This window comes from Staphylococcus sp. TCBT05 (assembly GCF_055179755.1).
Map to the genome: position 1 here is coordinate 21,419 of NZ_JBUQDQ010000040.1, position 18,114 is coordinate 39,532.

At 33.5% G+C, this 18,114-nt stretch carries 20 protein-coding genes; 17 read left to right on the top strand and 3 right to left on the bottom strand.

The genetic code is table 11. The features are described from left to right. Positions 1-85 precede the first annotated feature (85 nt). The 7 genes from ACY191_RS13815 to ACY191_RS13845 all read left to right on the top strand — a co-directional run bounded on the left by ACY191_RS13815 (position 86) and on the right by ACY191_RS13845 (position 6,061). Entirely contained in the window at positions 86-1,021 is a 936-nt protein-coding gene (locus tag ACY191_RS13815) for a type I phosphomannose isomerase catalytic subunit (protein WP_042739468.1), read from the top strand. Between the two features lie 28 nt (positions 1,022-1,049). Beyond that, complete coding sequence (locus ACY191_RS13820) at positions 1,050-1,280, top strand: hypothetical protein (RefSeq protein ID WP_042739469.1); 231 nt, start codon at positions 1,050-1,052, stop codon at positions 1,278-1,280. A gap of 208 nt (positions 1,281-1,488) precedes the next feature. Continuing rightward, on the top strand, positions 1,489-2,469 hold the full coding sequence (locus ACY191_RS13825; protein ID WP_229366900.1) for a YeiH family protein: 981 nt from the start codon (positions 1,489-1,491) through the stop codon (positions 2,467-2,469). A gap of 73 nt (positions 2,470-2,542) precedes the next feature. After that, the gene (locus tag ACY191_RS13830; RefSeq protein WP_042739471.1) at positions 2,543-3,913 is read left to right on the top strand and encodes an EVE domain-containing protein; all 1,371 of its coding nucleotides are present in this window, start codon (positions 2,543-2,545) and stop codon (positions 3,911-3,913) included. A gap of 243 nt (positions 3,914-4,156) precedes the next feature. Further along, positions 4,157-4,540 carry a thiol-disulfide oxidoreductase DCC family protein gene (locus ACY191_RS13835; protein ID WP_042739472.1) on the top strand — a complete coding sequence of 128 codons (384 nt, stop codon included), beginning with the start codon at positions 4,157-4,159 and terminating at the stop codon, positions 4,538-4,540. A gap of 27 nt (positions 4,541-4,567) precedes the next feature. After that, positions 4,568-5,431: a ribokinase gene (rbsK, locus tag ACY191_RS13840; RefSeq protein ID WP_042739473.1), complete on the top strand. Its 864-nt coding sequence runs from the start codon at positions 4,568-4,570 to the stop codon at positions 5,429-5,431. Positions 5,432-5,614: 183 nt separating this feature from the next. Further along, positions 5,615-6,061 carry a Dps family protein gene (locus tag ACY191_RS13845; RefSeq protein ID WP_107512398.1) on the top strand — a complete coding sequence of 149 codons (447 nt, stop codon included), beginning with the start codon at positions 5,615-5,617 and terminating at the stop codon, positions 6,059-6,061. A gap of 188 nt (positions 6,062-6,249) precedes the next feature. On the opposite strand, the gene deoD is transcribed toward ACY191_RS13845, so the two are convergent. Then, positions 6,250-6,960, bottom strand: coding sequence for a purine-nucleoside phosphorylase (gene deoD, locus ACY191_RS13850; RefSeq protein ID WP_042739475.1), 711 nt, complete (start codon positions 6,958-6,960; stop codon positions 6,250-6,252). A 174-nt stretch (positions 6,961-7,134) separates the two neighbouring features. Between deoD and deoC the strand changes: the two genes are divergently transcribed. From deoC to ACY191_RS13870, 4 genes are read left to right on the top strand one after another with little or no spacing between them, the layout of a single operon-like run. Next, positions 7,135-7,797 (top strand): deoxyribose-phosphate aldolase, encoded by a 663-nt coding sequence (gene deoC, locus ACY191_RS13855; protein ID WP_107512397.1) that lies wholly within the window; start codon positions 7,135-7,137, stop codon positions 7,795-7,797. Between the two features lie 43 nt (positions 7,798-7,840). Next, positions 7,841-9,142, top strand: a complete 1,302-nt coding sequence (locus ACY191_RS13860) for a pyrimidine-nucleoside phosphorylase (protein ID WP_107512396.1) — start codon at positions 7,841-7,843, stop codon at positions 9,140-9,142. A gap of 12 nt (positions 9,143-9,154) precedes the next feature. Continuing rightward, the gene (gene deoB / locus ACY191_RS13865; RefSeq protein WP_042739478.1) at positions 9,155-10,342 is read left to right on the top strand and encodes a phosphopentomutase; all 1,188 of its coding nucleotides are present in this window, start codon (positions 9,155-9,157) and stop codon (positions 10,340-10,342) included. Beyond that, the gene (locus ACY191_RS13870; RefSeq protein ID WP_042739479.1) at positions 10,339-10,692 is read left to right on the top strand and encodes a DoxX family protein; all 354 of its coding nucleotides are present in this window, start codon (positions 10,339-10,341) and stop codon (positions 10,690-10,692) included. The genes deoB and ACY191_RS13870 overlap by 4 nt, the downstream gene beginning before the upstream one ends. A 501-nt stretch (positions 10,693-11,193) precedes the next feature. Here the strand turns inward: ACY191_RS13870 and ACY191_RS13875 are convergent. Continuing rightward, positions 11,194-11,664, bottom strand: coding sequence for an S-ribosylhomocysteine lyase (locus tag ACY191_RS13875; protein WP_042739480.1), 471 nt, complete (start codon positions 11,662-11,664; stop codon positions 11,194-11,196). A gap of 273 nt (positions 11,665-11,937) precedes the next feature. Here ACY191_RS13875 and ACY191_RS13880 point away from each other — a divergent pair, with 273 nt between their 5' ends. From ACY191_RS13880 to ACY191_RS13890, 3 genes are all read left to right on the top strand, one after another. Next, entirely contained in the window at positions 11,938-13,122 is a 1,185-nt protein-coding gene (locus ACY191_RS13880) for a M20 family metallopeptidase (RefSeq protein WP_042739481.1), read from the top strand. Continuing rightward, entirely contained in the window at positions 13,119-14,315 is a 1,197-nt protein-coding gene (gene ldmS, locus ACY191_RS13885; protein ID WP_229366898.1) for an L-aspartate--L-methionine ligase LdmS, read from the top strand. The genes ACY191_RS13880 and ldmS overlap by 4 nt, the downstream gene beginning before the upstream one ends. Positions 14,316-14,457: 142 nt before the next feature. After that, a complete protein-coding gene (locus ACY191_RS13890; RefSeq protein ID WP_463270061.1) occupies positions 14,458-15,123 on the top strand; it encodes a DUF2750 domain-containing protein in 666 nt (221 codons plus the stop codon). A gap of 124 nt (positions 15,124-15,247) precedes the next feature. On the opposite strand, the gene coaW is transcribed toward ACY191_RS13890, so the two are convergent. After that, on the bottom strand, positions 15,248-16,045 hold the full coding sequence (coaW, locus tag ACY191_RS13895; RefSeq protein WP_229366897.1) for a type II pantothenate kinase: 798 nt from the start codon (positions 16,043-16,045) through the stop codon (positions 15,248-15,250). Positions 16,046-16,135: 90 nt separating this feature from the next. Between coaW and ACY191_RS13900 the strand changes: the two genes are divergently transcribed. The 3 genes from ACY191_RS13900 to rpoE all read left to right on the top strand — a co-directional run bounded on the left by ACY191_RS13900 (position 16,136) and on the right by rpoE (position 18,097). Then, complete coding sequence (locus ACY191_RS13900) at positions 16,136-16,507, top strand: VOC family protein (RefSeq protein ID WP_229366896.1); 372 nt, start codon at positions 16,136-16,138, stop codon at positions 16,505-16,507. 73 nt (positions 16,508-16,580) lie between these two features. Beyond that, complete coding sequence (locus tag ACY191_RS13905; RefSeq protein ID WP_042739486.1) at positions 16,581-17,441, top strand: GNAT family N-acetyltransferase; 861 nt, start codon at positions 16,581-16,583, stop codon at positions 17,439-17,441. Between the two features lie 110 nt (positions 17,442-17,551). Further along, positions 17,552-18,097 (top strand): DNA-directed RNA polymerase subunit delta, encoded by a 546-nt coding sequence (gene rpoE, locus ACY191_RS13910; RefSeq protein WP_042739487.1) that lies wholly within the window; start codon positions 17,552-17,554, stop codon positions 18,095-18,097. Positions 18,098-18,114: the final 17 nt, after the last annotated feature.

The window sequence follows — 18,114 nt, forward strand, 5'->3', positions numbered from 1 at the left end:
AGCTTTATTAATCCATAGATAGATAAATAATTTTAAAAATTTCGATAGATAAATAAACAAATTGAACAATTTGGAGGTGTAAGTCATGGCATTATTTCTCAAGCCTATTTTCCATGAAAAAATATGGGGAGGCACAAAATTAAGAGACTTAGGATATGATATTCCAAGTGATAAGACAGGAGAAGCCTGGGGCATAGCTGCACATCCCAACGGTAACTGTGAAATTTTAAATGGACCATACAAGGGCCAAACATTAGCAAATCTGTGGAATGAACATAGAGAATTATTTGGAGACTTTCCAAGTAAAGACTTTCCATTAATGACCAAGATTGTTGATGCTACAGAATCGTTATCGGTTCATGTACATCCAGATGATGCTTATGCATTTGAGATGGAAGCAGGCCAATACGGTAAATCAGAATGTTGGTATATTATTGCTGCAGAAGAAGGCGCAGAAATTGTATATGGATTAAATGTTGATCATAAAGAAGAAGCGATTGATGTGATTGATGACGCTGCATTTGATTCAGCATTTAACAAAGTTAAGGTTAAACCTGGCGAATTTTATTTTATTCCAGCTGGGACAGTGCATTCCATTGGTGCAGGTGTATTAGTATATGAAACAATGCAATCTTCGGATGTTACATATAGAATATATGATTATGATAGAACAGAAAATGACACAAAACGCACATTAGACCATGACAAAGCAAAAGATGTGATTGAGATATCGACTGAAAATATCAATATTGCGACAGATACAGAAATAATAGAGAATCATAGACGTACACAGTTGGTTTCTAATGATTTCTTTACTATGGTTAAGTGGGAAATTTCTGGAACTTTAAATTATATGAAACCAAGAGAATTTGTCTTAGTATCGGTTATTGGTGGCGAAGGACAAGTGATAGTAGATGGAACTGTTTTTGATGTGACACAAGGTCAGAATTTCATTTTAACTTCAGATGACTTAGATACAATATTTGAAGGAGACTTTGAATTAATCATAAGTTACTTATAGTACTTTATTGTGAAAGGAGAGATGTGTGATGTATAAATATCTATATATTTCGTTAATATGTGGCATTATTTCTGGTGCAGGTATTTTCTTAAAAATACCACAATATCCTAGTCTCTTCATTCCTATGGCTATCAGTTTAATTGGTATGATTGCTGCAATAGTGACAATTCGAGATAAACAGGTTAGTAGCATGTTGCGTTTAGGTGGTATTTTAATTAATTTAATGCCATTGTTAGGTGCGTTTACAGTGACACAATAGTTTAATAGATAAGTATCTTTGCATTTATTAATGTAGGAGATACTTTTTTTGTGAAACTGTATAATATTTATTCAATATATTAAAAATCTAAAGCATTAATTACTTTTTGCGTTGAAATTTATTTAATTGAAATAATAGAAGTAGACATGATGATTAATTTTGATGCTGTGATAATCGCTTTGAAAAGTTTTTAGAAGGAATGGTGACAGTGGAAAAGGTTAGAGGTATTATTATGACCTTAGTGATTGCGATGGTAGCAACGATATTAGGTAGTAAGTTTCCTGTTATAGGAAGTGCAATTTTTGCAATTATTATTGGTATAATAATTAACAATATATTTTGGATTGCTCCAAAATATCGAGCAGGGATACAATTTAGTAGTAAAAAAATACTGCATTATAGCATTATAGTATTAGGGTTTAGTCTTAGTTTTCAGTCAATAGGTAGCGTTGGTTGGAAATCATTACCAATTATAGTTGTCACATTATTTGCAGCTTTTTTCACTGTATTTCTATTTATGAAATTATTCAAAATCAATGAAAACTTAGGTATATTAATAGGTGTTGGCACATCTATTTGTGGTGGTTCGGCAATTGCAGCAACAAGTCCTGTTATCAAAGCGAAAGAGAGTGAAGTAGCATTTGCGATAACGACAATTTTTCTATTTAATATCATTGCTGTCTTTATATTTCCTCCATTAGGCCACATATTCCAGATGAATCAAGTTACGTTTGGTTATTTTGGAGGTACAGCAATTAATGATACATCTAGCGTTATAGCGGCAACTTCGAGTTATGGTGATCAAGCACTAGCAACAGGTGCTATAGTAAAACTTACACGAACGTTAATGATAATTCCGGTCGTTTTATACTTTACCTATCGCACGATTAAAAAAGAAAAAGAGCAACATACAAACGTTGCCATAAAAAATATATTTCCATGGTTTATCCTTTGGTTTGTTATCGCATCAATCATTAGTACTGTATGTCATTTTCCATCACAATTGATTCAAATATTCCAACAGTTGTCAGTATTTTTAATAACAATGGCTATGGCTGGAATCGGCTTAACAGTTAACTTAAAACAATTTAAATCAGCAGGTATTAAACCGATTTTGTTAGGCTTAATTACATGGCTCATTGTCATAGTAACTAGTATCATTACAATGAAGCTAATTAACTTAATGTAATGTTTGTTCAATAAGCAGTTTTTGCATATAATAGGTAAGATAGAATTTATAAATTAAGATAAGGAGCATCTAAATGGCAGAGGAAACGAGTTATTTTTGGTTGAATTGCGGATACAATCGCTGGAATCATAACGAACCATTAGTAGGGCAAACCACATTATTTGAATCAGGTGCACAATTTAGTCCTTCACAAGGTTTCCGATCATTCAAACAAGCAAAAATAGGTGACTATGTTATATTTTATCAAGTTCAGATGGATACTGGTTTATTAGGCTTTGGTCAAATTACTAGTGTGCAGACTGGCGCGCAAAACAAAATTAGAGTGCATTTTCAATTACAAGAGCAACTTAAACCATTGACTGCAGACTATTTAAAGCGTAGTGAGCAATTGGAATTTAGAATGAGCAATATGAAAGAAACATTGTTTAATCAAATTACTAAAGATGAATTTGATTTGATTGTTAGTCTTGGAAAAGGTGAAACAAAAGTGCCTAGATACTTTTTTGTTTCCGAAGAAGAAGAATACGAACCTGAGTCTACACACACAATTTTCACTCATACATATAATGGCATTAAACGTAATGGCTATCATTTTTACACACAATTAGAAATTGGAGATCAGTTAGTTTTTTATAATAGAAAAAAAGATCAATCTGTAATAGGCGTTGGTGAAGTAAGTCGACATATTCATGAAAAACCGCCAATTCCGGGTAGAACGAATAGCACGGCAATTGAAATTTATTTCGACAAGGCAATTGAACCTGTTTCATTGGGCACGTTAAATAAACATCCAAAATTAAAAAATCTATATTTCTTACAAGAAAATGCCAAACAAGCTATTGCCAGTATGTCAAAAACACAATTTGAAGCAATCATAGAAATGAGTGAGAATGACGGCTTAAAATCACAATTTGAAATGGTTAAAAATGAACAGGTTATTGATACACAAAGTGAGGATTTGAAACCATTTATACTATTGGTTGCCGATAAAGGGGAAGGTTTACAAGCAGCGGAAGATTTATTACAAAAGACAAATGCTAATCCGGTATTGGTTGCTGGACATCCGGACTTTTCAGAGGATATGTTGTATGGTAAATATTTACCTAATGAATCGGGTGCACTATATTATCGTGAGGGCTTTATTACTAATTTAATGCCGAGAAAAGATAAAAGTTATTTAGTGATTGATAACTTTAATCGTGTGGATCCAGATATTTTTCAGACATACATTAATGTGTTAGAAGGTTATGAAATGACAATGCCTAGATATAATAAAGAAGGTAATATGATTAAATGGTCGAGACAGAAAGACTCATATTATCACTTTAATCCGAATTGGCATATTGTAGGTATCACATATGATGACTTAAACGAAATTAAACATAAGTATACTGAGCAATTCTTGAAATATACAAGGATTGTAAAAGTTAAGCAAGACGATTAAATTAAATAGAATGATTTAAATTGAACTTACCACTGTCCTAATTTGGCTTGTTTTAAATAGAGCTAATCACATTATGGCGACGTGGTAAGTTTTTTTATTGTGTCGGAGCTAATCAAAATGAAAGATTAACACTTAGAAAATCATATTATGATTTATTATTATAGTTTTAGGATATAATAGAGGTATGAAGAAATAATATTCAAGTGGTATTGAAATTTCAAATTTCAAATAGGGGTGAAATAGATGCCAATAATTTATTATGATGGAACGTGTGTATATTGTTATAATTATGCGATTTGGTTAATACAAAACGGTCTGTCGAAACGCTATGAATTTGCGCAATTACAAGGAGAAACGGCGCAACATTTATTTGAGAATTATCCAGAAGCTGATGTGAAAAATAGTGTGATTTTGCAAAATGGTGATCAATTTGAATTTAAATCAGATGCGATTGCAACATTAATTACTTCACTGACAGGATATAAATGGTTGGGCATATTACTCAGATTAACACCCAAATTTTTAAGAGAGTTCGGTTATAATACGTTTGCAAACAATAGAAATCGTATGTGGAAGACACATTGGCATAAACCAAATAAATATGAACAATCATTTTTTATTGACTAATGAGTAATGACAACGGAGGAAAGACAAATGGGAAATATAATTGTAATAGGAAGTGCATCGATTGATTTAGTTGTAAAGACAGATATTATTCCAGAAGCTGGAGAGACAGTTATGGGGTCATCATTTTTTACAACGCCAGGAGGGAAAGGTGCGAACCAAGCGGTGGCAGCAGCTCGTCTAAGCGATCAAGTTTATATGATTGGTGCAGTAGGCGATGATGACTATGGACAACAAATACTAAGCAACTTAAAAGAAAATAATGTAGATACACAATTTATGGACGTCATAGATAATGAAAGTTCTGGTACTGCACATATCACATTATACGATAATGATAATAGAATTATTGTCGTACCTGCGGCGAATCAATATGTTACTGCAGAGCGAGTGTTACCAAAATTAGCACAATTCCAAGCAGGTGATATTATACTCATGCAACATGAGATACCTGAGGAAACAATCGAAGCGGTCGTAGATTACGCAGTACAGCATCAAATAAAGGTGATGCTTAATCCAGCACCATATCGTAAATTGCAGCAAGACATTTTAGATAAGGTGACTTGGTTAACCCCGAACGAAACAGAGAGTGAATTACTGTTTGATAATCAAGTAGACAGTGCTTTGCAATCATATCCAAGGAAGTTGATAGTTACAAAGGGTGCTGACGGTGCCGTCTTTTTTGATGGATCTTTACAAAAAGTACCAGGATTCAAAAAAGAAGTAATTGATACAACTGGTGCAGGCGATACATTTAATGGTGCATTAGCAGTTGCGCTAAATGATAATAAGACATTAGAAAAAGCCGTAGATTTTGCGAATTTAGCAGGCAGTTTTTCAGTGACTGGTTTGGGTGCTCAAGGTGCAATGCCATACAGAAAAGACTTAGATTAACAACTCAATTTTAGGGTAAATGACTATTGTGTGACAACCACACATTCAGATTATAATAATTCTAATTTAAGTAGGTCAAACACTTTACAGATTATAATTATTATAATATAATAGTTAATGTAATCAATAGAGAGATAAGCCTATTAGAAAGGCAAAGTAATAATATTAAGGAGAGGTTATATAATGGCAAATAATCAAGAAGTAGTAACAGTATTAAATCAACAAGTGGCAAACTGGACTGTAGCATTTACTAAATTACACAACTTCCATTGGTATGTTAAAGGACCAAACTTCTTTTCATTACACACTAAATTTGAAGAGTTATATGATGAAGCAAGTGGATATGTAGATGATTTAGCTGAACGTATTTTAGCTGTTGGAGGAAATCCAGTTGCAACATTAAAAGAAAGTTTAGAACTTTCAATTATTGATGAAGCAGGTAAAGGCTATAAAGCAGAAGAAATGGTAGAAGAATTATCTAAAGACTTTACTAATGTATCAAAACAATTAGAAGAAGCAATTGAAGTTGCGTCTAAAGCAGAAGATGATGTGACTGAAGATATGTTTATCGGTATGCAAACAAACATTGAAAAACATAACTGGATGTTAAAATCATACCTAGGTCAATAATAGATAGAATATTATATAATGTATTGCAAAAGCCTTATGAATGGTGCTATTTAGCCTATTCATAAGGCTTTTTTCTACAAATAAAAAACTATGAAGAAATCTAACGGTATAGATTTCTTCATAGTTTAACTGTTTATTAAATATGGTTAGGTATTAATATCCTAAGCACATAATGATTGGAATGCGAATTATTCAGCTATCTCTAAAGCAATTTCCATCATTTGAGTAAATGAATTTTGACGTTCTTCGGCAGTTGTCGCTTCATCTCTTAATATATGATCACTTACTGTAAAGACGCCTAGTGCTTTTTTGTTAGCGTAAGTAGCATTTAGATACAATGCAGCTGATTCCATTTCAATTCCTAAGATACCCATACGTTGCCATCTTTCATTAAATGTTGAATCTGCATTGTAGAATGTATCAGAAGATAAGATATTACCTACATGTGACTTTGCACCAATTTCATCTGCTTTTTGTTTTGCTTTTAAAATTAAATCAAAGTCTGCTAATGGCGCATAATGTCCAGGAATATTGTATTGATCTACATAGCTTGAGTTTGTTGAAGCACCTTGAGCTATAATGATGTCATAAAGATTGACATTTTCTTGTAATGCGCCACAAGAACCAATTCGAATAATCGTGTCTACATCAAAGAAATTATATAATTCATAAGAATAGATACCGATACTAGGAATACCCATTCCAGATCCCATAACTGATACTTCTTTACCCTTATATGTACCTGTGTATCCAAACATATTTCTTACTTCGTTGAATTGCTCTACATTTTCTAAATAATTGTCGGCAATGTATTTTGCACGTAATGGATCCCCTGGCATTAATACTGTTTTAGCTATTTTAGTCCCATTAGGTTGAATATGAGGTGTACCTTTTGTCATAATCATCTTCTCCTTTAAATTCTTTATCAAAATAAAGATAACATTTGTTTATTATTTTTGCGAATTTTTGTAGTATAGAGGTAAAGGGAAAGGCAATAAATCAAGTGAAAATTTACTTTTAACAATTTAAGTGAAGATAAATATTACTTTAAACAAAATTTAGGAGGATTCTAAATGAATTACGCAAAATATATAGACCACACATTATTAAAACCTGAGGCGACAAAGGATCAAATTGATAAATTAATTTCAGAAGCAAAAGAATATAATTTCAAATCAATTTGTATCAATCCAACACATGTGCAATATGCTGCAGAACAATTAACTGACAGTGATGTCTTAGTTTGTACTGTAATTGGTTTCCCATTAGGAGCAACAACAACAGAAACTAAAATCTTTGAAACTGAAGATGTCATCAAAAAAGGTGCTTCTGAAGTAGATATGGTAATTAATATTGGCGCATTAAAAGATGGGAATTATGATTTAGTTCAAAAGGATATTGAAGGCGTAGTAGGCGCTGCTAACGGAAAAACTGTCAAAGTGATTATTGAAACTTGTTTATTAACTGATGAAGAAAAAGTAAAAGCATCTGAATTAAGTAAAGCAGCTGGTGCTGATTTTGTTAAGACATCTACTGGTTTTGCAGGAGGAGGCGCTACACCTGAAGATGTTAAATTAATGAAAGATACTGTTGGAGATGCACTCGAAGTTAAAGCATCAGGAGGCGTTAGAAATCTTGAAGACTTTAATAAAATGATTGAAGCTGGAGCGACACGCATTGGTGCAAGCGCAGGTATCCAAATCATCCAAGGTCTAGAAAGTGATTCTGATTACTAATTATATTTTCAATTTATTGTTGAAATAAGGGAGGTCTACACATATGAGAATGGTAGATTTAATTGAAAAGAAACGTGATGGCCAAGCGCTAACAGAAGAAGAAATTAATTTCTTTATTGAAGGTTATACTAAAGGGGATATACCAGATTATCAAGCTTCTAGTTTAGCCATGGCAGTGTATTTTCAAGATATGAATGAAGCAGAAAGAGCAGCGTTAACAATGGCGATGGTTAATTCAGGAGATGTTATTGATTTATCCAATATTAATGGTGTGAAAGTGGATAAACATTCTACTGGTGGTGTCGGTGATACGACTACGCTTGTACTTGCACCATTGGTTGCTGCAGTAGGTGTACCAGTTGCAAAAATGAGTGGTAGAGGATTAGGGCATACAGGCGGTACCATTGATAAATTAGAGTCAATTGAGGGCTTTCATGTTGAAATTTCGGAAGAGAAATTTGTAAAGTTAGTAAATGAAGATAAAGTGGCAGTAATTGGTCAAACTGGGAACTTAACACCCGCTGATAAAAAATTGTATGGCTTACGTGATGTAACAGGTACAGTGAATTCTATACCATTAATTGCATCATCTATCATGAGTAAAAAAATAGCAGCCGGTGCTGACGCGATTGTCCTCGATGTCAAAACAGGTAACGGTGCATTTATGAAGACATTAGAAGATGCAGAATCTTTAGCACGTGCGATGGTGAATATTGGCAATAATGTAGGTAGAAATACGATGGCCATTATATCAGACATGGGTCAACCCCTAGGTAATGCGATTGGCAATGCATTAGAAGTCAAAGAAGCAATTGAAACATTACAAGGTCAAGGACCAAAAGACCTAACTGATTTAGTATTAACGTTAGGTTCGCAAATGGTAGTTGTTGGAGGAAAAGCACAAGACTTAGCAGAAGCGCGTACTTTACTTGAAAATGCAATTGCTGACGGATCGGCACTAGCACGCTTTAAAACATTTATTGAAAATCAAGACGGTGATGGATCAGTAGTAGATGATGTATCAAAATTACCGCAAGCACAATATCAAATTGACTACCCAGCTACAAAGTCAGGGGTCGTAACGGAAATTGTAGCAAACGAAGTAGGTGTGGCATCAATGATGCTCGGAGCAGGTCGTCAAACGAAAGAGGACGATATTGATTTGAGTGTAGGCATTGTCTTGAATAAAAAAGTTGGAGATAAGGTAAAAGCTGGTGAATCATTATTAACAATACACAGTAATCGCGAACAAGTAGATGATGTTATTGAGAAGTTAAACGCGAGCATTACCATAAGTGATAGCGGTAAAGCACCAACATTAATTCACAAAGTAATTACTGAATAGGAGTGAAACACAATGACGACACCTTTTAACAGAGTACATTTAATAGTTATGGATTCGGTTGGTATAGGCGAAGGTCCGGATGCTAAAGCATTTAATGATGAGGGAAGCCATACTTTAAAGCATACACTTGAAGGATTTGATCAAACATTACCTAATTTACAACAATTAGGATTAGGAAATATCGAAGCTTTGCCAGTCGTTGACAAAGTTGATAAACCACTAGCTTTTTACACAAAAATGAGTGAAGCATCAGTAGGTAAGGATACAATGACAGGCCATTGGGAAATAATGGGCTTAAATATTATGCAACCATTTAAAGTTTATCCAGAAGGCTTTCCAGAGGAACTCGTTTCAGAAATTGAACGGTTAACTGGACGTAAAGTCGTTGCGAATAAACCAGCTTCAGGTACTCAAATCATTGATGAGTGGGGAGAACATCAAATGAAGACAGGCGATTTAATCGTTTATACTTCAGCTGACCCTGTATTGCAAATCGCTGCTCATGAAGAAGTTATTCCATTAGAAGAACTTTATGACATATGTGAAAAAGTGCGTGAATTAACTAAAGATCCTAAATATTTGATTGGTAGAATTATTGCTCGTCCATATGTCGGAGAGCCAGGCGCGTTTAAACGTACATCAAACCGACATGATTATGCTTTAAAACCATTCGGTCGTACAGTGATGAATGAATTAAGTGATAGTGGTTATGATGTTATTGCACTGGGTAAAATCAATGATATTTATGACGGCGAAGGTGTGACCGAAGCGGTTCGTACTAAAGATAATATGGATGGTATGGATAAATTAATTGAAACAGTTCAAAAAGACTTTACAGGATTGAGTTTCTTAAACTTAGTAGACTTTGATGCACTGTATGGCCACAGACGCGATAAGCCAGGCTATGCACAAGCGATTAAAGACTTCGATGAGCGTTTACCTGAACTAATGAAATATTTACGAGAAGATGATTTAGTGATTATTACAGCAGATCATGGTAATGATCCGACTGCGGATGGTACGGATCATACAAGGGAATATATTCCAGTCTTGATGTATAGTCCTAAATTCCAACAAGGTCATGAATTGTCTGTAGACGATACATTTAGTTCAATAGGCGCGACAATCGCTGATAACTTTGGGGTAGCACTTCCTAAGTTTGGTAAAAGCTATTTAAAAGAAATGGGCGTTGAAAAATGAAGCGACTTTTAAGTATCGTGTTCGGTTTAGCTTTTTCATTTGTAGGCGTATTACATTTTAAAAATGAGGCTAATTTCACACGAATTGTACCAGCATATTTACCATTTAAACGAACAGCTGTTATAGTAACAGGGATAATAGAGTGTATTTTTGGTATATTATTATTGATTAAACAACCAACTACACGTTTGAAAAATGCAATTTCCGCATTCTTATTGGCAGTATTCCCTGCAAATATTTATATGGCGCGTAAACAATTGCCTTTAGGGGATAAGACGCTTTCGCCTTGGGCATTATATCTACGTTTACCAATGCAGTTTCTATTCATTGGCATAATTCGTAAATTATAGAAACGAATGTATTAAATAATAAAGAAAGGTATGCAAAGACTTAATTAAGTCACGCATACCTTTCTTTGTGTTTTTCTAAAATAATCAAAATTTACGAGTAGAAATGAGATTATGTCACTTATTTCAACAGCATAGAGACATTAATGTACAATAAGACGAGATAATTGATGAAAGTATATGATAAGAAAAAATTTGTAGTTGAGTTTATTAAGGTGATGGTAATTTAAAAGTCACAAATGTTTTCAATGTATTTTGGCGAGACTCCTGTGGGGGATAGGACGAGCTGAAGACTACAGGCTGAAACTGTCCCCTAGGAAAGCGAGCCAACAATACGAATAGGATGAATAAAAATAAGCACTCAGATAAATTAAATTATCTGAGTGCTATTTTTCTGGAATTTATGTTCCAGGGTGGTCTTAGTAATGCTTAGAGCAGTCTCACGATCAAGATGTATATGACTCGGTAATTATTTGGAGTTATATACTTTATAGCGTGAAATGATTATTTATTTTCACCATAAACATCGTTCCATTCTGAACGTTTGTCTAAAAAGGCTTGCGCTATTTCTTTGGCACCTTCTAATGAATGACTCGCTGCCCATCCACATTGGACCTCATTACAAGCAGGTACTTCTGTAGCTGCTAATACATCTTTAATTGTTAATTCGATGATATTTAACACATCATTATAATCATCATGGTTAATGAATGAAACATAAAATCCAGTTTGACAACCCATTGGACTTAGATCGACAACTTTATCAGAATGATTTCTAATATTTTCAGCCATTAGATGTTCTAATGAGTGAAGGCCAGGCATCTCCATATGCTCTTTGTTTGGTTGTTTGAAACGAATATCATACTTATGAATGACATCGCCATTGGCACCTTCCATTTTTCCTGCAAGTCTTACAAAAGGCGCATCAACAATTGTATGATCTAAATTAAAACTTTCAACGTTCATTTTTGGCATTATGCTTCCTCCTAAAATCTTAATAAAGTTATTGTAACAAGATGAACCTGCTTTTACAATTTGTTAAATGTGGTATAGAGACTAATACAAAAGTAAAAATGTTTTAAATTTCAGAAAATTAATGACAGAATACAACAAAGCCGATAGAATAAGTAATAATTAAAAGTGTTTTGTACACTTGATTAGATTATTAAATGAATTGGTATTGCATATAATTTCTTAAAATTTAAGTAATAACTAGCTCGTAGTAATGTGGAAAGTAGGGTTTCAGCAATGGAAAATAAACAAAATATTTTAGATTATATAGAAAATGAAAAGAATAAATATATAGAATTAAGCCATCAAATACATCAAAGACCAGAACTTGGTAATGAAGAAATTTTTGCATCTCGAACATTAATTGAGCAATTAAATCGCCATAATTTTGAGGTAGAGACTGATATTGCAGGTCATGCTACAGGGTTTATAGCTAAATATGATTCATCGAAACCCGGTCCGACAATTGGTTATCTAGCGGAATATGATGCTTTGCCGGGGCTAGGCCATGCATGTGGACACAATATAATTGGAACAGCAAGCGTATTAGCTGGGATAGCCTTAAAGCAAGTGATAGATAAAGTTGGGGGACAAGTGATTGTCTTGGGCTGTCCTGCCGAAGAAGGTGGAGAGAATGGTAGTGCCAAAGCATCATATGTTAAGGAGGGCATTATTGATGAATTAGATATCGCATTAATGGTGCATCCAGGTAATGAAACGTATCGTACGATAAATACTCTAGCAGTAGATGTGCTAGATATTAAGTTCTATGGTAAGAGTACACATGCATCTGAAAATGCACATGAAGCAAGAAATGCTTTAGATGCAATGATTTCTTATTTTAATGGTGTGGCGCAATTGAGACAACACATTAAAAAGAGTCAACGTGTACATGGAGTAATTTTAGATGGAGGAAAGGCAGCAAATATTATTCCAGATTTCACACATGCAAGATTTTATACTAGAGCAACAACTAGAAAAGATTTAGACGTCTTAACTGAAAGAGTTGGTCAAATTGCGAGAGGTGCAGCGATTCAAACGGGTTGTGACTATGAATTTGGCCCAATTCAAAATGGTGTGAATGAATTTGTAAAAACTTCAAAGTTAGACGATTTATTCGCAAAATATGCGACTGAAATGGGTGAAGCCGTTATTGATGATGATTTCGGATATGGTTCAACAGATACAGGAAATGTGAGTCATGTTGTACCAACGATTCATCCCCATATTAAAATAGGTTCTCGAAATCTAGTTGGTCACACACACCGCTTTAGAGAAGCAGCAGGTAGTACACACGGTGATCAAGCATTAATTCGAGGCGCAAAAATATTATCCTTAATGGGCTTAGAATTAATAGAAGATAGCGCACTATTTAAAGAAATTGTTGAACAACATCAATTTATAAAGGAGCACAAAAAATGACAAAACAAAGTTCTCTAAGACCTAAAATAACACTTAGTGATCTTTATGATTCAAATATAGTATATACGTCTCGTCCATCATATATTTCAAATCCGTGGTTAGAGCCAGAAGAACACCAATCTAATTTTTTAACTGGTAGAGAATTATTGATTGCTAATCAAATGCCTGTGATTGTACATGAAGCGAGTGTTACAGAAAATTTAGCACAATTATTTCAATTAATTGGTCAAGATATGCCTAGTAATATTTATAAATTTAACGATAAATCTAGTTATGAACAATTACTAGCTACGTTAGCGCAAAGTCTTGATAAAAAAATTTATTTTCAATATATACATGATGAAGCGATATTGAAAAAACACTACTATGCATTGAATAAAGATATATTTGTTGCTTTAAATAATAAATCTCGTATACCAGAGTGGACGAATAATAAATATTTGCCAAAACGAGAAGTAGTGAATATAGAGGACTTTGAACAAGCAATCAAGCATTGGGAGTTTCCATTTGTTTTAAAACCAGGTGATGATCTACCTACAGCTGGTGGTTATGGTGTAATGATTTGTTATAATCAAACAGATTTAGATAAGGCATCCAAACGAATCGAGAAGGCTAAAAGCGAAACAGACACAATCATAATTGAACAGAAAATTGAAGCAGTTGCAAACTATTGTGTGCAATTTGCATATACACCGAAACTCGGTGTGCAATATATTGGAACATCACAACAACTGACTGACAAATACGGTCATTATAATGGTAATTTGAATGTTCAAGATGTACCAAAGAAAGTGATACAAGCTGGTAAAGAAATTATGGAAATCGGTGTTGCTCAAGGATATTATGGTGTTGCAGGCTTTGACTTATTAGAGGATGCACAGGGTGATATTTTTGCGATTGATTTGAATTTCAGACAAAATGGTTCTACAAGTATGTTATTACTCGAACCGATTTTAACCCAAGGATTCCATAAGTTTTATAGTTATATTTCACCGGGGGATAATAAACAATTTTTTAATACGATTGTAAAGTATATTAAAAAAGGCGTGTTATTTCCGTTATCATACTATGATGGTGATTGGTACACAGAAGAGCAAGTGAGTTCAAGATTTGGTTGTATTTGGCACGGTGAATCACAAAGTCAAATAGAAAAATTAGAATTACAGTTCCTTGAAGATTTAAAAAAAGGATAAATATGAGATAATGTATTTTAATGTGAATCAAAACATTTGCTATGTCATGTTTATAAATACTAATTGAGGTGTTTGACTGTATTATATATGTCATTTATATTTTGATTAGATTAAAAATATAAAATGAAATGAAGGTGTTAGGATGTCCTATAAAGAAAATTCATTTTATCAAGATATTTTGGTAAGTGAGTGCTTTTATGTTGCAACGGAAGCAAAGCAATTAGTCAGTTATGAAATACTAGGTGAGTCACGCGTGTGTTTGTGGAGTGACAAGTCATTAGCTCAACCATTCCTTGATGCTAAAGATATTGCGTTTGATAAAGTAAAGAAAATTGATGTGGATCGATTTGTTACTTATGAATTAGATGATATATTTAACGAAGGAGATCAAGTGTTGGTCAATCCAACTTCGAAATCAGATGGTGATTTAGTAGATGTCGTGAAAGTTAGTGATGAATTAATGTTTGATTTAGATAGTATACGTTTGAAGGAATTTGCTAAAGATGTAGCAAAAGAGGATGCAGTTTTTGGATTATCTGAAAAGGGTGCAAAGCAATTTGCATTAATTAGTGACGATGAACATCAAAGGCCACATATTATGCCCGTATGGAGTATAAAAAGTAGAGCGGAAAAAGTCCGTCGAGAAGACTTTGACAATCTTGAATTAGTTGAGATTGAAGGCGCTGTTTTTGATGAGTGGTTAGATACGTTAAGAGATGATGATAAAGCTGTAGCTATTGATTTGAAACCTGGTGTAGTGGGTACCGTTGTTTCAGCGCAAAAAGTGATTGATCAACTTGCGCTATAGAACGAGTAATTACGAAATTGAAATATGATGATTTGAATGATGTCTTATATAATTTATTTATAAAAAATTAAGGTCAACAAACGTATCTGGAATGTCTCAGATACGTTTGTTGACCTGTTTCGTTTTATAGATGAAGTGCACCAAGAGCACCAGAAAAAGCACCATGTTCAATGTAATAAGGTTTGAATCCTCGTAATACAGTATAATCTTCAATAACGTGTCGTAATAGTTGATTATTGATAAACGTTGAGCCAATATAAGCGACATTTTCGGTTTTGTGTTCTCGTGCTACTGTAATAGCCATCGTTGTAATTGCTTCACCCACTACACCAATTACAGAAGAAAGTTTATCGGCATCGGTAAATGATTTATCCAAATTATGTAAGACATTACCGAAATTAGCTGCCGTTAAATCTCCTGGAATAGGAGGTTGAGTGTTTTTATAGATATGTTTTACCTTTAAATCGATGATATCTCTATTGCCATCTTGAGCAGTATCCGTCAATAACTGATAATCTTGAATGCCAGTTAATAAATATCCTAAACCTTGAATCATTCCGCCACCAGTACCTACACCACCAACACGTTTTTGAGCTTTACCGTTATAATAATGAATTGACGTACCAGTCCCAACGTTAGCAAATATGTAATCATCTAGTTGATGGCCTTGTTCAGTTAATAATATATTTAATCCGACAGCCGAAGCATCGAATTCAACAAATATATTAGATTCGCATTTAAGTTGTTGTTGTATTGTAGCAGCCTGACCACCAGTTAAACTGATACGCTCTGCATCAATTGAATTTAACCATTCTATAACTTGATCAATCTCAGTCGTTAGCTTTGTATTATATGAACGTTTGCCATTCTCGTCTTGAACTATTTTTATTAATGTGCCCCCAGCATCAATGCCTATTTTCATAATGGTATTCCCCCAAATATTTTCATTCTTACTTATAGTATAATAAAATATAAGAAAATCAAATATGAAAGTAAAGGGAGCGATTGATTTATGATGCAATTAAGTCCTTACATTATTGTTGATGATGTAGAAGAAGCGTTAGATTTCTATAAAACGGCATTTAGTGGAGAAATAAAGATATTAAATGAAACGAATGGACGTTTATTACATGCTGAATTACATGTAAGTGATGATGTAGTATTACATATTTCTAGCAGTTATGGTCGACCAACGTCTAATGATAATACCAACATTATTTTGACTTTCGATTGTTTGGAAGAACAACGTCAAGTTTACGAGGCACTCAGTGTGGAAGGGGATCCGCATATGCCATTAGATAAAACTTTCTTTAATGCCATGCATGGACAAGTCAAAGATAAATACCAAGTGAATTGGCTGATGAATTGTTTTTTAACTTCATAAAAACGGTTAGTAAGTTCATATAAGTGGTATGTTTTTGATAGATATATAAAACAGTTTAAATAGGGGATTAAATATGTTTACAAAAGAACAATTTGAAGATATTACAGTGCAGGTGTATGAAGATAAATACAAAGAAGCACTTTATGATTTTGAATTAAGTGAGCGCCAGCAAATTTATTCATCTCTGCCAAAGGATGTATTAGATGAAGCGTTAGAGGATGATGATAGAATAGCGAACATTGCATTAAACAGTGATGGAGAAGTGGTAGGTTTCTTTGTACTACACCAATATTATCAACATGAAGGTTACGATACACCGAATCAAGTTGTATATGTTCGCTCATTATCCATTAATGAAAAATATCAAGGCTGTGGGTACGGAACTAAAATGATGATGTATTTACCGCAATATGTGCAAATCTTATTTCCGAACTTTAATCATTTGTATTTAGTGGTTGACGCAGAAAATAAAGGTGCTTGGAATGTGTACGAGCGCGCAGGATTTATGCATGCTGCAACGAAAGAAGAAGGTCCGATTGGTAAAGAAAGATTGTATTATTTAGATTTAGACTCTAAATATGTTTCATCTTTAAAATTACAAAAGAGTACAGATGAAACACCATATAATATTCATATGATAGATTTACTAAAAGATGGACAGAAAGTCGGCTTTATAGCGATTGAAAAGCATGAAAATCGTATGAATATTTCATCTATTGAAGTGAATGAAGATGAAAGACATCACGGTATTGCTGAAAGTGCATTACGCCAATTATCAACGTATATTAGAAAGCATTTTAATGATGTGGCTGTGCTGACAATCACCTTATATGGGGAACATAATGAATTAAAGCCTTTATGTATAAATAGTAATTTTGTTGAAATTGAAAGTGCTGATGATTTTATCACTTTTGAAAAATATATAAATTATTAATAGCGATTGCGAAATCAAGCATTGTCATTTATAATTTACATTTGTTATTATTACTTAAGAAAACATAGTACTGATTTGGATAAATGCCTTTGAAAGGAAGAATATATAATATGAGAATTCAAGATTATACAAAAGAAATGGTTGATGAGAAATCATTTATTGACATGGCTTATACGTTATTACACGAAAAAGGCGATACAATGAATCTGTATGATATCATTGATGAATTTAAAGCGATTGGACATTATGAAGATCACGAAATTGAAGATAGAATTGTGCAATTCTATACAGACTTAAACACTGATGGACGTTTCTTAAATATTGGTGAAAATATTTGGGGCTTACGTGACTGGTATTCAGTTGATGATATTGAAGAGAAAATTGCGCCAACTATTCAAAAATTTGATATTTTAGATGACGATGATGAAGAAGATAAAACATTGAAATTACTTGGTGAAGATGAAGCGGATGACGATGATGATATCCCTACAGTAACGGATGACCAAGAGACACTAAACGATCCTGAAGATCCAGAAGATGAAGAAGTGGACGAAGAGATTGAAGAGTCTGATATTGTAATTGATGAAGAAGATGAAGACTTAGAAGACGAAGAAGAAGAAGATGAGTACGAGGAAGATGAATTCACAGAAAATTAATTCTGCGATATTTAATT

Bases quoted from the DNA above. Each gene is read 5' to 3' on its own strand.
- ACY191_RS13845 (WP_107512398.1), top strand. From the start codon at position 5,615: ATGGCAAATAATCAAGAAGTAGTAACAGTATTAAATCAACAAGTGGCA.
- ACY191_RS13835 (WP_042739472.1), top strand. From the start codon at position 4,157: ATGCCAATAATTTATTATGATGGAACGTGTGTATATTGTTATAATTAT.
- ACY191_RS13870 (WP_042739479.1), top strand. From the start codon at position 10,339: ATGAAGCGACTTTTAAGTATCGTGTTCGGTTTAGCTTTTTCATTTGTA.
- ACY191_RS13830 (WP_042739471.1), top strand. From the start codon at position 2,543: ATGGCAGAGGAAACGAGTTATTTTTGGTTGAATTGCGGATACAATCGC.
- ACY191_RS13900 (WP_229366896.1), top strand. From the start codon at position 16,136: ATGATGCAATTAAGTCCTTACATTATTGTTGATGATGTAGAAGAAGCG.
- coaW (WP_229366897.1), bottom strand. From the start codon at position 16,045: ATGAAAATAGGCATTGATGCTGGGGGCACATTAATAAAAATAGTTCAA.
- ACY191_RS13890 (WP_463270061.1), top strand. From the start codon at position 14,458: ATGTCCTATAAAGAAAATTCATTTTATCAAGATATTTTGGTAAGTGAG.
- deoB (WP_042739478.1), top strand. From the start codon at position 9,155: ATGACGACACCTTTTAACAGAGTACATTTAATAGTTATGGATTCGGTT.
- ACY191_RS13820 (WP_042739469.1), top strand. From the start codon at position 1,050: ATGTATAAATATCTATATATTTCGTTAATATGTGGCATTATTTCTGGT.
- ACY191_RS13905 (WP_042739486.1), top strand. From the start codon at position 16,581: ATGTTTACAAAAGAACAATTTGAAGATATTACAGTGCAGGTGTATGAA.
- deoD (WP_042739475.1), bottom strand. From the start codon at position 6,960: ATGACAAAAGGTACACCTCATATTCAACCTAATGGGACTAAAATAGCT.
- deoC (WP_107512397.1), top strand. From the start codon at position 7,135: ATGAATTACGCAAAATATATAGACCACACATTATTAAAACCTGAGGCG.
- ACY191_RS13860 (WP_107512396.1), top strand. From the start codon at position 7,841: ATGAGAATGGTAGATTTAATTGAAAAGAAACGTGATGGCCAAGCGCTA.
- rbsK (WP_042739473.1), top strand. From the start codon at position 4,568: ATGGGAAATATAATTGTAATAGGAAGTGCATCGATTGATTTAGTTGTA.
- ldmS (WP_229366898.1), top strand. From the start codon at position 13,119: ATGACAAAACAAAGTTCTCTAAGACCTAAAATAACACTTAGTGATCTT.
- ACY191_RS13880 (WP_042739481.1), top strand. From the start codon at position 11,938: ATGGAAAATAAACAAAATATTTTAGATTATATAGAAAATGAAAAGAAT.
- rpoE (WP_042739487.1), top strand. From the start codon at position 17,552: ATGAGAATTCAAGATTATACAAAAGAAATGGTTGATGAGAAATCATTT.
- ACY191_RS13815 (WP_042739468.1), top strand. From the start codon at position 86: ATGGCATTATTTCTCAAGCCTATTTTCCATGAAAAAATATGGGGAGGC.
- ACY191_RS13875 (WP_042739480.1), bottom strand. From the start codon at position 11,664: ATGCCAAAAATGAACGTTGAAAGTTTTAATTTAGATCATACAATTGTT.